This window comes from Bacillus sp. GW821-FHT01G09 (assembly GCF_059422205.1).
In genome coordinates this window covers 139,082-151,690 of sequence record NZ_JBWKWL010000002.1, presented here as the reverse complement: position 1 = coordinate 151,690, position 12,609 = coordinate 139,082, and the positions used below count along the sequence as shown (strand labels likewise).

Annotated in this window: 13 protein-coding genes; 5 read left to right on the top strand and 8 right to left on the bottom strand. The window is 44.4% G+C overall.

What is annotated here, in order from left to right; translation table 11 throughout:
* Positions 1-18 precede the first annotated feature (18 nt).
* A complete protein-coding gene (locus AC07VD_RS06165; protein WP_003245187.1) occupies positions 19-414 on the top strand; it encodes a YhfM domain-containing protein in 396 nt (131 codons plus the stop codon).
* A gap of 38 nt (positions 415-452) precedes the next feature.
* On the opposite strand, the gene lcfB is transcribed toward AC07VD_RS06165, so the two are convergent.
* The 4 genes from lcfB to AC07VD_RS06145 form a co-directional block, all read right to left on the bottom strand.
* Positions 453-1,994, bottom strand: a complete 1,542-nt coding sequence (gene lcfB / locus AC07VD_RS06160) for a long-chain-fatty-acid--CoA ligase LcfB (RefSeq protein ID WP_024572532.1) — start codon at positions 1,992-1,994, stop codon at positions 453-455.
* Positions 1,995-2,111: 117 nt separating this feature from the next.
* Complete coding sequence (locus AC07VD_RS06155) at positions 2,112-2,756, bottom strand: SDR family oxidoreductase (RefSeq protein WP_101172515.1); 645 nt, start codon at positions 2,754-2,756, stop codon at positions 2,112-2,114.
* A 64-nt stretch (positions 2,757-2,820) separates the two neighbouring features.
* Entirely contained in the window at positions 2,821-3,816 is a 996-nt protein-coding gene (gene lplA, locus AC07VD_RS06150; RefSeq protein ID WP_014479356.1) for a lipoate--protein ligase, read from the bottom strand.
* A gap of 12 nt (positions 3,817-3,828) precedes the next feature.
* Positions 3,829-4,563: an MBL fold metallo-hydrolase gene (locus AC07VD_RS06145; RefSeq protein WP_003233185.1), complete on the bottom strand. Its 735-nt coding sequence runs from the start codon at positions 4,561-4,563 to the stop codon at positions 3,829-3,831.
* 157 nt (positions 4,564-4,720) lie between these two features.
* Here AC07VD_RS06145 and yhfH point away from each other — a divergent pair, with 157 nt between their 5' ends.
* Positions 4,721-4,855, top strand: a complete 135-nt coding sequence (gene yhfH, locus AC07VD_RS06140; protein WP_003244802.1) for a protein YhfH — start codon at positions 4,721-4,723, stop codon at positions 4,853-4,855.
* Between the two features lie 270 nt (positions 4,856-5,125).
* Positions 5,126-6,415 carry a glutamate/proton symporter GltT gene (gltT, locus tag AC07VD_RS06135; RefSeq protein ID WP_003245579.1) on the top strand — a complete coding sequence of 430 codons (1,290 nt, stop codon included), beginning with the start codon at positions 5,126-5,128 and terminating at the stop codon, positions 6,413-6,415.
* A gap of 36 nt (positions 6,416-6,451) precedes the next feature.
* On the opposite strand, the gene AC07VD_RS06130 is transcribed toward gltT, so the two are convergent.
* Positions 6,452-6,859 carry an ASCH domain-containing protein gene (locus AC07VD_RS06130; RefSeq protein ID WP_015252434.1) on the bottom strand — a complete coding sequence of 136 codons (408 nt, stop codon included), beginning with the start codon at positions 6,857-6,859 and terminating at the stop codon, positions 6,452-6,454.
* Between the two features lie 12 nt (positions 6,860-6,871).
* Entirely contained in the window at positions 6,872-7,912 is a 1,041-nt protein-coding gene (locus AC07VD_RS06125) for a M42 family metallopeptidase (RefSeq protein ID WP_038428732.1), read from the bottom strand.
* A 137-nt stretch (positions 7,913-8,049) separates the two neighbouring features.
* Here AC07VD_RS06125 and AC07VD_RS06120 point away from each other — a divergent pair, with 137 nt between their 5' ends.
* Positions 8,050-8,241: a hypothetical protein gene (locus AC07VD_RS06120; protein WP_003245634.1), complete on the top strand. Its 192-nt coding sequence runs from the start codon at positions 8,050-8,052 to the stop codon at positions 8,239-8,241.
* Positions 8,242-8,324: 83 nt separating this feature from the next.
* On the opposite strand, the gene AC07VD_RS06115 is transcribed toward AC07VD_RS06120, so the two are convergent.
* Positions 8,325-9,101: a YhfC family intramembrane metalloprotease gene (locus tag AC07VD_RS06115; protein ID WP_217017455.1), complete on the bottom strand. Its 777-nt coding sequence runs from the start codon at positions 9,099-9,101 to the stop codon at positions 8,325-8,327.
* Between the two features lie 128 nt (positions 9,102-9,229).
* On the opposite strand from AC07VD_RS06115, the gene fabHB reads away from it, so the two are divergent.
* On the top strand, positions 9,230-10,207 hold the full coding sequence (gene fabHB / locus AC07VD_RS06110) for a beta-ketoacyl-ACP synthase III FabHB (RefSeq protein WP_217017453.1): 978 nt from the start codon (positions 9,230-9,232) through the stop codon (positions 10,205-10,207).
* Positions 10,208-10,248: 41 nt separating this feature from the next.
* Here the strand turns inward: fabHB and AC07VD_RS06105 are convergent, their stop codons facing one another.
* Positions 10,249-12,576 (bottom strand): YhgE/Pip family protein, encoded by a 2,328-nt coding sequence (locus tag AC07VD_RS06105; protein ID WP_494721642.1) that lies wholly within the window; start codon positions 12,574-12,576, stop codon positions 10,249-10,251.
* Positions 12,577-12,609: the final 33 nt, after the last annotated feature.

The window sequence follows — 12,609 nt, the reverse complement described above, 5'->3', positions numbered from 1 at the left end:
ATGTTTGGAGTGATGCAAATGAAAAAAATAGTGGCAGCCATCGTGGTAATCGGTCTTGTGTTTATAGCATTTTTTTATCTTTACAGCCGATCAGGCGATGTGTATCAATCGGTAGACGCGGATTTGATCACACTGTCTTCAAGCGGCCAGGAAGATATCGAGATTGAAAAAAGACAGCACGTCAAAGATATGCTGGATATTATGAATCAGGGAAAACAGGTGAAGACAGAAAAAACATCAGCCCCTGATTACGAAGGGACAATCAAGTTTCATAAAGACCGGTATGACTCATTCAGACTATGGATTGACGGAAGCCAGCAAGCCGTTTTTTTGAAGGATGGCACATACTACAAATTAAGCAAAAATGATACAAAGGCGCTGCTAAATATTATTAAAAAAGAAGCAAAGGATTGAAAATGAAAAAGCGAAGCTAACCGCTTCGCTTTTTCATTTTATTGGGGCAAAATATCTCTCAGTGCCCGTCTGAGCATTTTCCCCGTCGCATTTTTCGGAATATCGTCAAGAAACGTAATGGCGGCAGGCCGCTTGTATTTTGCCAGATGCTTTTCGCAGTGCTGCATGATGTCCTCCTCTGTTACCCCAGAGCGTTTCGGCACCACATATCCCTTTACCGCTTCCCCGCTTTGGGGGTCCGGCACGCCGATGACAACCGCCTCCTTGACGTCCGGATGGCTGTAAAGCACCTCCTCCACCTCCCGCGGATACACATTGTATCCTCCTACAATGATCATGTCTTTTTTCCGGTCAACAATGTAAAAATAGCCGTCCTCATCCCGTCTTGCCAAGTCCCCCGTATAAAGCCACCCGTCTTTTAATGCATGCTCTGTTTCCATCGGCATTTTATAATAGCCCTTCATCACATTGGGGCCTTTCACGATCAATTCGCCGACCTGGTGAGCGGGCAGCTCGCGTCCGAGCGGATCTACGACCTTGTTTTCGACATGTAAGATACTTGTCCCGATGGAGCCCGGCTTCCTGCCCCTGTCAAACGGGTTAAAGCACGTAACGGGTGATGCTTCCGAGAGCCCGTAGCCTTCCAAAATGGTAACGCCGAATTTTTCTTCAAACGCCGTCAGCAACGCGACTGGCATTGCCGCGCCTCCCGAAATGCACAGCCGGATGGAAGAAAAATCATCTTTCTTTCCGTTTTCATGCTGAAACAAGTAATTATACATCGTAGGTACACCGGCAAAAATGGTCGCCTGCTGCTGCTTAACAAGCTTAAAAACAGATGCCGGACTGAATTGAGGCTCAATCAAGACAGTTGCGCCGCTCATCAGCGGTGCATTCATGCAGACGGTTAAACAAAACACGTGAAACATGGGAAGAGCGCAGACTACATTGTCCTTCTCATCCATTCCCAAATAGCCTGCGACATCGTTGGCATTGCTGTACAAATTCTGATGAGTCAGCATCGCGCCTTTCGGTTTTCCAGTCGTTCCTGACGTATATAAAATAACCGCGGTATCATCAGGGACAAGTTCTTGGTTTTGTTTAGCGGCAGATGTCGGCCGCAATATTTTTGCAAACGTTGTCATTTTCATCCTGACCTCTGGGTCCGCGGCTTCCGGCTCGGCCTCCCCCGTCTGGCATAAAATGACGAGCTCAACCTTTGGCAGCGATTCATGCATGCTCTCATAAAGCGGCAAAAGCTGGCTAACGCCTACGATTGCCTTTACATCACCATTTGTCAGCATATAACCAATTTCTGTCGGCGTGTACAACGGATTGATGGGAACAACCACGATCCCAGCTTTTAAAGCGCCAAAAAACGCGATGATAAAATCAGGCGAATTGCCAAGCAGCAAAGCTAGATGGTCCCCTTTCTCCATACCGGCTTCCTGAAGGCCGTCCGCAAATCGCTGAATATGTTCATTCAGCTCTTGATACGTCATCATGTGATCTTTAAACCTGCATGCGATGCTGTCGGGCTTCTCAGATGCTGTTTCTTCCAATTTTGAAACAAGATTCATTCTCCCACCCCTTAAAGTGAATGAATAGTCATTCATTATTGAAGCCAAGCTTTCTCCTCCATTATAGAGAAACAGAAAAAAACACTCAAGAGCAAAAAGCCCTGAGTGTCAGTACTGTCATAGTTTCTTCAATGCTTCGGCAATCGGCATATCTCCTTCTGTCAGATCAAAGGCCCGATTTTCCGTATTCTTCTCATCTAAAGAGGCAATGACCGTTTTTGCAACGTCATCACGGGAAATAAATCCCCGCTCCAGATCCTTCGCTGCTGAAACAGTTCCCGTTCCAGGCTCATTGCGAAGGCCTCCCGGACGGATAATCGTATAGGTTAAACCGCTCGCTTCCAGAATTTTATCAGCATAATGCTTGGCCACATAATAAGGTTTGAGTGCCTCATTCCAATTTTCACGATTATGGGCTTGCAGGGCGCTGACCATAATAAACCGTTTGATTCCGGCAATGTCCGCAGCTTCAATGGCTTTTGCCGCTCCATCAAGATCCACCAGCAGCGTTTTATCATAGCCTGTGCTGCCGCCGGAACCGGCTGTGAAAATGATCGCGTCACAGCCTTTTGCCGCAGCGGCGATTTCTTCCGGGCTGCCCTCCAGATTCGCAAGCACAGCTTCTGCACCGGCAGCTTCAAGAGACGCTTTCTGTTCTTCTTTTCTGACCATCGCTCTGATGGAATGATCAGGATTATCTTGGAATAAAGAGACGAGTCTTTGCCCGATTTGTCCGTTCGCTCCGATTAAAAACACTTTCATGTGAATCCCTCCTGCCTCCATTATTTCAAAAACACAACCGCTCTTTCAAACGATGTGTTTTGCCTTAATAAATCAGATCAAGGAAATCCTCTTTCGTAATGTTCCCAAAGTAATGCTTGAGATTCACACCTTCGAGCACATCAGCGATGACGCTGCGTTCGTATTGTTTTCCAACCAGCAGGTTTTCAATTTCAGATACATCACCGACACCGAAGAAATCTCCGAAGATTTTGCAGTCCTCGATTTTGCCTTTCTTGACCTCTAGGCGCAAATCGATCGATCCAACCGGATAACGTTTCGAATGATTAAGGTTAAATTTCGGCGAGCGGCCGTAGTTCCAATCCCAATTCTGATAGCGCTCTTTCGAAATTTGATGAATGGTCTCCCAATCTTTTTCCGTCAGCTTATACTCCGGCACGTTTCCAATGTCGTTTGTGTTAAAAATATGGCGAAGCAAATGGCTGCGGAATTCTTCGGTGGTCATTTTATCATCGAGAAACTCACTGATGTTTGCTACTCGGCTTCTGATCGATTTGATGCCTTTTGATTCAATTTTATCCTTTTTCACCTTTAATGCTGATACAACATGATCAATGGCTGAATCAAACATGAGGGTGCCGTGGCTGAAAATACGGCCTTTCGTTGCAAACTGAGCGTTTCCGGATATTTTCCGGCCATCCACTACAATGTCGTTCCGGCCGCTTAATTCGGCTTCAACTCCAAGCTGATGTAACGCCTGAATCACCGGCTCAGTGAATTTTTTAAAGTTATGAAAGCTGTCCCCGTCATCCTTGGTAATAAAGCTGAAGTTCAAGTTCCCTAGATCATGGTACACAGCGCCCCCGCCTGATAAACGGCGGACGACGATAATCCCGTTTTCCTCAACATATTTTGTATTGATTTCTTCTATTGTATTTTGGTTTTTCCCAATGATAATAGACGGTTGATTCACATAAAAGAGCAAATATTGCTGTTCAGGGTCTAAATGCTTTACACAGTACTCCTCGATAGCAAGATTGATCCGCGGATCATTGATATTTTGATTGTCTATAAATAACATGGTGCTCCTCCTTTATCCTTCCCACACAAAACCTGATTTCGCAATATTCACTTCTCCGTTAAAAACGGTTTTCGCTTCTTTGCGAAGATTGTCATGCACGCCAAAATGCGGCAAATGTGTCAGCAGCAGTTCTCCCGCTCCGGCTTCTTTTGCAATGCGCCCGGCTTCCAGGCTGTTCATATGGCCTGCACTTGTTCCGTCTTGATCGGCATAAAAATTGCATTCCGAGATCAATAAATCAGCATCTTTCGAAAACGGTATAAATGAATCCTGATAGCTGGAATCAGCAGTATAAACGACAGTGTGGCTGCCGTCAGTAATCCGCATGGCATAGCACGTCACCGGGTGAATCGTTTTTAAAAAGGTGATCGTAAACGGACCGGCAGTCAGCGGCTGATCCGGCTGATAGGCGATCCCTTTTGTATGTGTTTTATATGTAAGCTTTTGAAACTGTTCTATATCAGCATCATGTCCGTAAATCGGAAGCGTATGCTCTCCTTTGCCGAGAAACGAACCGACTTGCTTGGCAAATTGCAGCGGCCCGATATCAGCGATATGGTCATGATGATAATGAGACAGAACGACCGCATCCAGCTTTTCCGCCGGCACATATCCGAACAGCTTAGACAATACGGCACTGCCGCAATCAACAAGCAGAGAGTAATCACCTGACTGAAACAAATAGCCTGACGTCGCTTCATTTGCGGCTGGAAAACCGCCATAGCATCCGATAACTGTAACTTTCATAATGTCCTCCTATCTTTTCAAAAAAATTGATCCTCCTTCAATATACCCATTTTTCTTGAAAAAAGCATGTTTTAAACATTGTATCAAAACAGTTATTGATTTTTGCAATCTGTTATACTACAATGAAATCACTACAAAGGGGAAAGAGGGATTGGTTATGCTGGGGAAAATCACAGAATTTTTTAGAAACCTGCCTTCGAAAAAGTGTGCGGAATGCGGGAAAAAGATAGAAGAGCAGCATGAGTGCTATGGTAATATCTGCAATGACTGTATAAAAGTAAACGATTTGTAATGAGCGAAAATCCCGCGCCTTACGCGTGGGATTTTCTTATTTTTTCACATATCTCTTAATTTTGAAATAATAGTCAGGTTAGGTCAAAGCTCACCTGTTTTTAGATAATTCTGGTGATTATCATAATGTCATTGAATATTCTTTATTTTCGAAATATAATTTACTATAGACGAATTGATTTCTTATCTATTATAATTTGATCTAATAGTGAGATTAAATATATGTCTATTCATGATATATGTTGATACTTTGTTTTTTGGGAGGTAATCTATGAAAAGAATTAAGTTTGGATTAGCCACACAAATATTCGTTGGACTTATTCTAGGTGTCATTGTTGGCGTCATTTGGTATGGCAACCCAGCATTGCCTACTTACCTGCAGCCAATCGGGGATCTCTTTTTACGCTTAATCAAAATGATAGTGATTCCTATTGTTGTCTCCAGCTTAATCATCGGTGTAGCCGGTGCAGGAAATGGAAAGCAAGTCGGTAAATTAGGCTTCAGAACGATTCTGTACTTCGAGATCATCACGACTTTTGCCATTATTCTCGGACTAGCCCTTGCAAACATCTTCCATCCGGGTACAGGAGTTAATATACACGAAGCTCAAAAATCGGACATCAGTCAATATGTTGAAACTGAAAAAGAACAAAGTAATAAATCAGTGGCGGAAACGTTCCTCCATATTGTGCCGACAAACTTCTTCCAGTCATTGGTCGAAGGGGATCTTCTAGCCATCATCTGCTTTACAGTACTATTTGCATTGGGTATTTCCGCGATCGGTGAAAGAGGCAAGCCTGTATTAGCCTTTTTTGAAGGTGTATCCCATGCCATGTTCCACGTTGTAAACCTTGTGATGAAAGTGGCGCCATTCGGCGTTTTCGCTCTTATCGGAGTGACTGTGTCTAAATTCGGACTCGGTTCTCTTATCTCTCTCGGAAAGCTCGTCGGATTGGTTTATGTCGCGCTTGCTTTCTTCTTAATTGTTATTTTCGGGATTGTCGCAAAAATTGCCGGCATCAGCATCTTCAAGTTCCTTGCTTACATGAAGGACGAAATCTTACTGGCGTTCAGTACGTCCAGCTCTGAAACGGTTCTTCCGCGCATCATGGAAAAAATGGAGAAAATCGGATGTCCGAAAGGCATTGTTTCATTTGTCATTCCGATCGGATACACGTTTAACTTAGACGGTTCCGTTCTCTATCAATCTATTGCCGCACTCTTTTTAGCACAGGTATATGGCATTGATTTGACGATTTGGCACCAGATTACGCTTGTGCTCGTCTTAATGGTGACATCTAAAGGGATGGCTGCCGTGCCTGGTACTTCTTTTGTTGTCTTGCTTGCAACGCTTGGCACCATCGGCGTTCCAGCTGAAGGACTTGCCTTTATTGCCGGCGTAGACCGCATCATGGATATGGCACGAACAGTTGTCAACCTGACTGGTAACGCGCTTGCTGCCGTTGTGATGTCTAAATGGGAAGGCATGTTTAATCCTGCGAAAGCAGAAACTGTTATGTCCCAATCGAAAACAGAACAAAACGCAACCATTTCTGGTTAATGAAAAGCCTGCGGGGTTCTTGCCCCGCAGGCTTTTTTAATCTTTAACAAGCACAAACAACTCTGTAATCAAAACAGTATCCTCATTCAGCTCCAGTTCACCGCTTTTGATCAGTTCCGCCCATGCCATCCGATGATCCTCTTGAAACTCCTCAATTCGGTCTCCATTGCCCTCTCCTTTGACTAACCTCATATCAGGCGCACCAAAGATGGTTTCAAAGACATCTGTTACTTTTATATTGCATCTTGGATTGTCATGTTTATCATAAACGGTAACAAGCTGACCCGCTGTTTGATAAACGTCCCTCAATTCATCTTTTGAATACAATGATTTCGGCGCGCACGTGGCGGTTTTTTCTCCGGCAAGGATCTGCTGAATCAGCTGTTCTCCCAACCCGTCATCACCTTCCCAACCGAATGTGCTTTTCAGCTTATAAATCTTCATTGGCCCTCCCCCTTATACCATTGGTGACTGTACATAGTAATACAGAAGCTTAGCGGTATGGCGAAGAGATGATTTATGAGTGCGTTCAAATGCATGGGAAGCGTCAATTCCGGGCCCTATGAGGCCATGCACAATATCATGCCCGGATTTGATCGCTGCTGACGCATCAGACCCGTAGTACGGATATATATCAAGCTTATAGTCGATATGATGCTTCTCGGCTAATTGAACTAAATGCTTTCTGAGCTGATAATGATACGGCCCGCTCGCATCCTTCACACAGATTGATACTGAATATTCATCAGTCGCCTGCCCGTCACCGATAGCCCCCATATCAACCGCCAAATATTCAACTGTTTCTGGAGGAATATTCGAATTCCCGCCGTATCCGATTTCTTCATTATTGGAAATAAGAAAATGGGTTGTATACGGCAGCTCAATGTCTTCCGTTTGAATTTGATGAATTAAGCGGAGCAATAAGGCGACGCTTGCTTTGTCATCCAAATGGCGCGATTTAATAAATCCGCTTGATGTGATCTCGACACGGGGATCAAACGACACAAAGTCTCCGACGCCAATGCCAAGCTCCTCCGTATCTTTCCGGCAGTGAACAGGTTCATCTAGGCGGATCTCCATATTCTCTTGATTCCGCTCAGCCTTTCCCGCGTCTTTGTATACGTGCACAGACGTTTGATGCATTAAAATGGTGCCTGTGTACGTTTTTCCCGAGGCGGTTTCAATTTGGCAATACTCCCCCTCAATTGAGTTGTAGCGAAACCCGCCGATTAAGTCGATTTTCAGCCGGCCGTCCGCTTTAATCTCCTTCACCATAGCACCGAGGGTGTCAACGTGCGCTGTCAGCATGCGATGCCGGGATGTGTCGCGTCCTGGAAGCGTTGCAATTAAGCCGCCCTTGTGGTTCCGAACCGTTTCTACCTTCCATTCTTTTAAAAGGCTTTCAATATAATTGATCACCTCATATGTATTTCCTGTCGGGCTTGGGATCGATACAAGTTCTTTAATGAGCTCCATCGTTTTACGTACGGACGTCATAGGGCATTCCTCCTTTTATTTTCTACTTAAAATATACTCTTTTCCCGAGGGACCCGTCCAATCTTTTCCTATCAATCTCTCATATGCTGTAGAGAGCATGGGAAGAGGAGGGATTTCTATGTGCTGTCGTCATTCACATGAACAGAAATGTCGTTGTCACGATTGGTTCGATGATTTTTGGTTCTTTGACGAGTGGTTCGATAAAGATTTCCACGACCATTGCAAGAAAAAGAAAGAATGCCATGACCCTTGCGAGAAGAAGAAAAAGAAACACCATTGTTTCTCTTGTAAAAAACACAGACATTCTTGCTGTCATTGCTAAAGACTGAATCAGAAATATTCTGATAACCCATGCTTAATGAATATTTCCATTCACATTTTTCCAAGCGGGCATTGCTGCTGCTTGGACCTTTTATTGAAACACTCTTTTTGCTTCTACAATCCAATAAACTGATAAAGCCGCTATAAGAGCAACAATGATTTCAACAGCAGCAGCATGCTCTATGATTCCTCTTTGATATAAAACCGCCGGTACATTAAACAGTGCATGTAAAAGAATAGAATACAACAAAAACAGCGGCCGGCGGCTTTTAACCGCGTACAAAACAAGCAGAGACAGACCAATTTGGACGGCAATGGCACTGATTCTTTCTATTCCGCCCAGCATCCATTCATACGAAGGAGTATGCAGCAGCTGCTCTTGTATCGGCAAAAGCGCCTGTTTGATGTCGCCATTGACCAAAAGCTGTTCAAACGTCCCGCTATTGATAGCAAATGCATATACAATAAGTGAGATAGAGGACAAGCCTGTAATCAGGATGGCTTCAAGCCCGCCATGGCCTGCCCCGAAAGCCAGACCATCTGCCCAAGTATGATGGCGCTTCATAAAAAATCGCATCATCATATACCTTCCGCACTCCTCAAAAATTCCCGCCATCAAGCAGCCGTAAATGCCATACCATAATGGATGCTGCATCGCTTCTTTCGTCATTTCATTCACTTGCAGTACATAAACATGAACGCCGCCTTCCAGCAGCTGAGCGAAGACAAAAAACGTGAGAGCGCCAATAAAAAACACTTTAAGCGAGGCGCCATACTTTCGCTTAAACCATACAATCAGCCCGATTGGCAACAGAAACGCAATAGCCCCGGATAATGCCAAAAAGACTACTGCTTCTTGACTGACCATTTTTCAGCCTCCTTTTTCTTTTTCATAGATTCCCTATTCTACACTTCTCTTTTTTTGTAAAAAAACCTTCTTTTTAGTACCAGATACTAATATCTAGTGTTATAATCTGACCATAAGGAGTGATTCATATGTCAAAAGCAAAAATTACAGCTATCGGCACCTATGCGCCGAGCAGACGTTTAACCAATGCAGATTTAGAAAAGATCGTTGATACCTCTGATGAATGGATCGTTCAGCGCACAGGAATGAGAGAACGCCGGATTGCGGATGAACATCAATTTACCTCTGATTTATGCATAGAAGCGGTGAAGAATCTCAAGAGCAGTTATAAAGGAACACTTGATGATGTCGATATGATCCTCGTTGCCACAACCACATCCGATTACGCCTTTCCGAGTACGGCATGCCGCGTACAGGAATATTTCGGCTGGGAAAGCACCGGCGCGCTGGATATTAATGCGACATGCGCCGGGCTGACATACGGCCTCCATTTGGCAAATGGATTGATCACATCTGGCCTTCATCAAAAAATTCTCGTCATCGCCGGAGAGACGTTATCAAAGGTAACCGATTATACCGATCGAACGACATGCGTACTGTTCGGCGATGCCGCGGGTGCGCTGTTAGTAGAACGAGATGAAGAAACGCCGGGATTTCTTGCGTCTGTACAAGGAACAAGCGGGAACGGCGGCGATATTTTGTATCGTGCCGGACTGCGAAATGAAATAAACGGTGTGCAGCTTGTCGGTTCTGGAAAAATGGTGCAAAACGGACGCGAGGTATATAAATGGGCCGCAAGAACTGTCCCTAGCGAATTTGAACGGCTTTTACATAAAGCAGGACTCAGCTCTGATGATCTCGATTGGTTTGTTCCTCACAGCGCGAACTTGCGCATGATCGAGTCAATTTGTGAAAAAACACCGTTCCCGATTGAAAAAACGCTCACTAGTGTTGAGCACTACGGAAACACATCTTCGGTTTCAATTGTTTTGGCGCTTGATCTCGCAGTGAAAGCCGGGAAGCTGAAAAAAGATCAAATCGTTTTGCTTTTCGGGTTTGGCGGCGGATTAACCTATACAGGATTGCTTATTAAATGGGGAATGTAACAAAAAAAGAACTTGTTTCCAAGGAAACAAGTTCTTTTTCTTTATGAAGCCGGCTGTTCTTCTGATGTTTCTTCCTTCCGGCTTAACATTGTAAAGTAAGTAATGCTTAGTGCAATCATGACGAGGGCGATGCCGATTAAGACGCCGGCCATCTGCCACATGTAGCCAAAGTCACCGTTTGAAATGACCGCTCTGAATCCGTTAATGCTGTAGGTCATCGGCAATGCGCCGTGGATGACTTGATAGAAATTCGGAAGCAATTCAAGCGGGAAGGTTCCTCCGCTCGCTCCCAGCTGCAGCACTAAAATAATGACTGCGATAAATCGTCCCGGGTTGCCCATCGTTGTAGCCAAAAATTGAATTATCGCTAGAAAAGCTAGACTCGTAATGATCGTAAACACGTAAAATCTCCACGTGCTCTCTACCTCGAGACCAATTCCCAATAGAAGAACCGTCGCCACAATCAATGATTGAATGATTCCTACAAGCATCATGACATTGAATTTGCTGAAGAACCACTCAAAACCGTTTCTCGGACGTCCCGACGCTTCCTTCAGCGGGAAGACAACCGTCAGCATGATGCCGCCGACATATAAGCCCATTGACAGGATATAAGGTGTCAGCCCTGTACCGTAGTTAGGAACGGAATGAATGGCATCATCTTTGGTTTTAACCGGATCCGCAAACATGCCGTATGTTTGATCATCAGCATCGATATCTCCTGTTTGATCAGCCGCATCCTTCAGCTTACTAGACAGCTCTCCTGTGCCGTCCAATAGCTTGCCTAAACCTGTATCAAGTGATGCAGATCCGTCTGCAAGTTTTGATGATCCGCTTTGGACCTGTTTAGACCCGTCTAACAGCTTAAACAATCCGCCGGATACTTGGCTGCTTCCTGTCACCAATTGCTCTGAGCCCGCTTTTGCTTTTGCGAACTGCTTATTATATTCACCGATGCCCGCTGTCAGTTTAGTTTGGCCATCTGTCAGCTTCTGTGAACCATTGTATATCTTATCAGCTCCCTCAGTTAATCTGTCAATTGCATCTTGGATTGTTTTTGCGCCGTTATAAAGCTTAGATGTAGCTTCCGGCATGGCTTTCACCTGCGCCACCTGCGCTTTCACGTCTTCAAGAGAGCTTTTTATCGTTGCGATGTCAGGCAGCTGATCAGCTGAAGGAAGCCCACTTAAAATTTCATCAAAATCAGGCGCATCAACTTTCGGAAGCTGCTTTTCAACAGAGCTGATCAACTGGCTTTTTTGCTCCGCTGTTAAGAAATCACTCGAATTGATGAGATTTTTGAATGCCTGATCACGGTTTTTTAAGCTGTTTTCAAAGTCAGACAGCTGTTTTTTAAATTCCTTCATCGCAGTTTCTGATTTTTCCAGATTGTTTACAGCAGTTTCAAGCTTCGTTAAATCGAGCGCATTAATGAGCTTTTCCGCTTTTGCTGCTTTCTCAGAACCTTCTTGGGCTTTACTGTTGAGCTGATCCAGCCCGTTAGTAAGATTAGGCGCACCCTTCTGCACATTTTGAAGTCCAGCAAGAAGTTCATTCATCTTGCTTGTCAGTTCGCCTGATCCTGCTGCAAGCTGACTAGATTTATCATAAATCTGGTTGCTGCTGTCCTGGAATTTACCGAGCGAGCTATCAAGTGATTGGATGCCGCTCGTCACCTGAGCCGCTCCATCTGCAAGCTGCGCTGTTTTGTCACTGATGGTAGCGGTGCTTTCCTTCAGCTTCGCCAGATTTTCTTTCAGCTGTGCGCTTCCGTTTTTCGCATCCTTTGTGCCGTCATCAATTTTTTTCGCGCCGCTGCTCGCGTCGCTCAAACCTTTTGCGATATCTTTAAAGTTATCAAAAATAACTTTCGTATATTGCTCGGTCACTTCTTTTGAAACAGAGGCTTTCAGTTTATCAATCGCTTTTTCGCCGATCGTTGCACCTACATAGTTAGAACCTGCATTTGTGTGGTATTTCAGATCCAATTTTTTCGGATTTTTGTCTAATACAGTGCTGGCATTCTTAGAAAAATCCTCAGGAATCTCGACAACTAAATAATATTTTTGATTCAATAAGTCCTTTAACGATTGGTCGAGATCATTGGAAAAATGCCAATCAAAGTTGTTATTATCCTTTAATTCTTTGACCAGATCATCACCGATTTGAAGTTTTTCTCCTTCATACGTTGCTCCCTTGTCTTGGTTGACGACAACGACAGGCAGCTGGTCAACTGTGCCGTAAGGGTCCCAATAAGCCTTTAAGAATACGCCGCTGTAAATAAGCGGGACAAACAAAATGGCGATGATGGGAATCAATAATTTTTTACTTGTTACGATGTCTTTCCACTGACTTCGTATTGTGTTCATCCTGATGCCTCCATTCTAAAACTGACTCATCAT

What these genes read in the sequence shown, in the direction of transcription:
- yhfH (WP_003244802.1), top strand. Translation starts at nt 4,721, where the DNA reads ATGCTGGGGAAAATCACAGAATTTTTTAGAAACCTGCCTTCGAAAAAG.
- AC07VD_RS06155 (WP_101172515.1), bottom strand. Translation starts at nt 2,756, where the DNA reads ATGAAAGTGTTTTTAATCGGAGCGAACGGACAAATCGGGCAAAGACTC.
- lcfB (WP_024572532.1), bottom strand. Translation starts at nt 1,994, where the DNA reads ATGAATCTTGTTTCAAAATTGGAAGAAACAGCATCTGAGAAGCCCGAC.
- gltT (WP_003245579.1), top strand. Translation starts at nt 5,126, where the DNA reads ATGAAAAGAATTAAGTTTGGATTAGCCACACAAATATTCGTTGGACTT.
- AC07VD_RS06105 (WP_494721642.1), bottom strand. Translation starts at nt 12,576, where the DNA reads ATGAACACAATACGAAGTCAGTGGAAAGACATCGTAACAAGTAAAAAA.
- lplA (WP_014479356.1), bottom strand. Translation starts at nt 3,816, where the DNA reads ATGTTATTTATAGACAATCAAAATATCAATGATCCGCGGATCAATCTT.
- fabHB (WP_217017453.1), top strand. Translation starts at nt 9,230, where the DNA reads ATGTCAAAAGCAAAAATTACAGCTATCGGCACCTATGCGCCGAGCAGA.
- AC07VD_RS06165 (WP_003245187.1), top strand. Translation starts at nt 19, where the DNA reads ATGAAAAAAATAGTGGCAGCCATCGTGGTAATCGGTCTTGTGTTTATA.
- AC07VD_RS06120 (WP_003245634.1), top strand. Translation starts at nt 8,050, where the DNA reads ATGAACAGAAATGTCGTTGTCACGATTGGTTCGATGATTTTTGGTTCT.
- AC07VD_RS06125 (WP_038428732.1), bottom strand. Translation starts at nt 7,912, where the DNA reads ATGACGTCCGTACGTAAAACGATGGAGCTCATTAAAGAACTTGTATCG.
- AC07VD_RS06130 (WP_015252434.1), bottom strand. Translation starts at nt 6,859, where the DNA reads ATGAAGATTTATAAGCTGAAAAGCACATTCGGTTGGGAAGGTGATGAC.
- AC07VD_RS06115 (WP_217017455.1), bottom strand. Translation starts at nt 9,101, where the DNA reads ATGGTCAGTCAAGAAGCAGTAGTCTTTTTGGCATTATCCGGGGCTATT.
- AC07VD_RS06145 (WP_003233185.1), bottom strand. Translation starts at nt 4,563, where the DNA reads ATGAAAGTTACAGTTATCGGATGCTATGGCGGTTTTCCAGCCGCAAAT.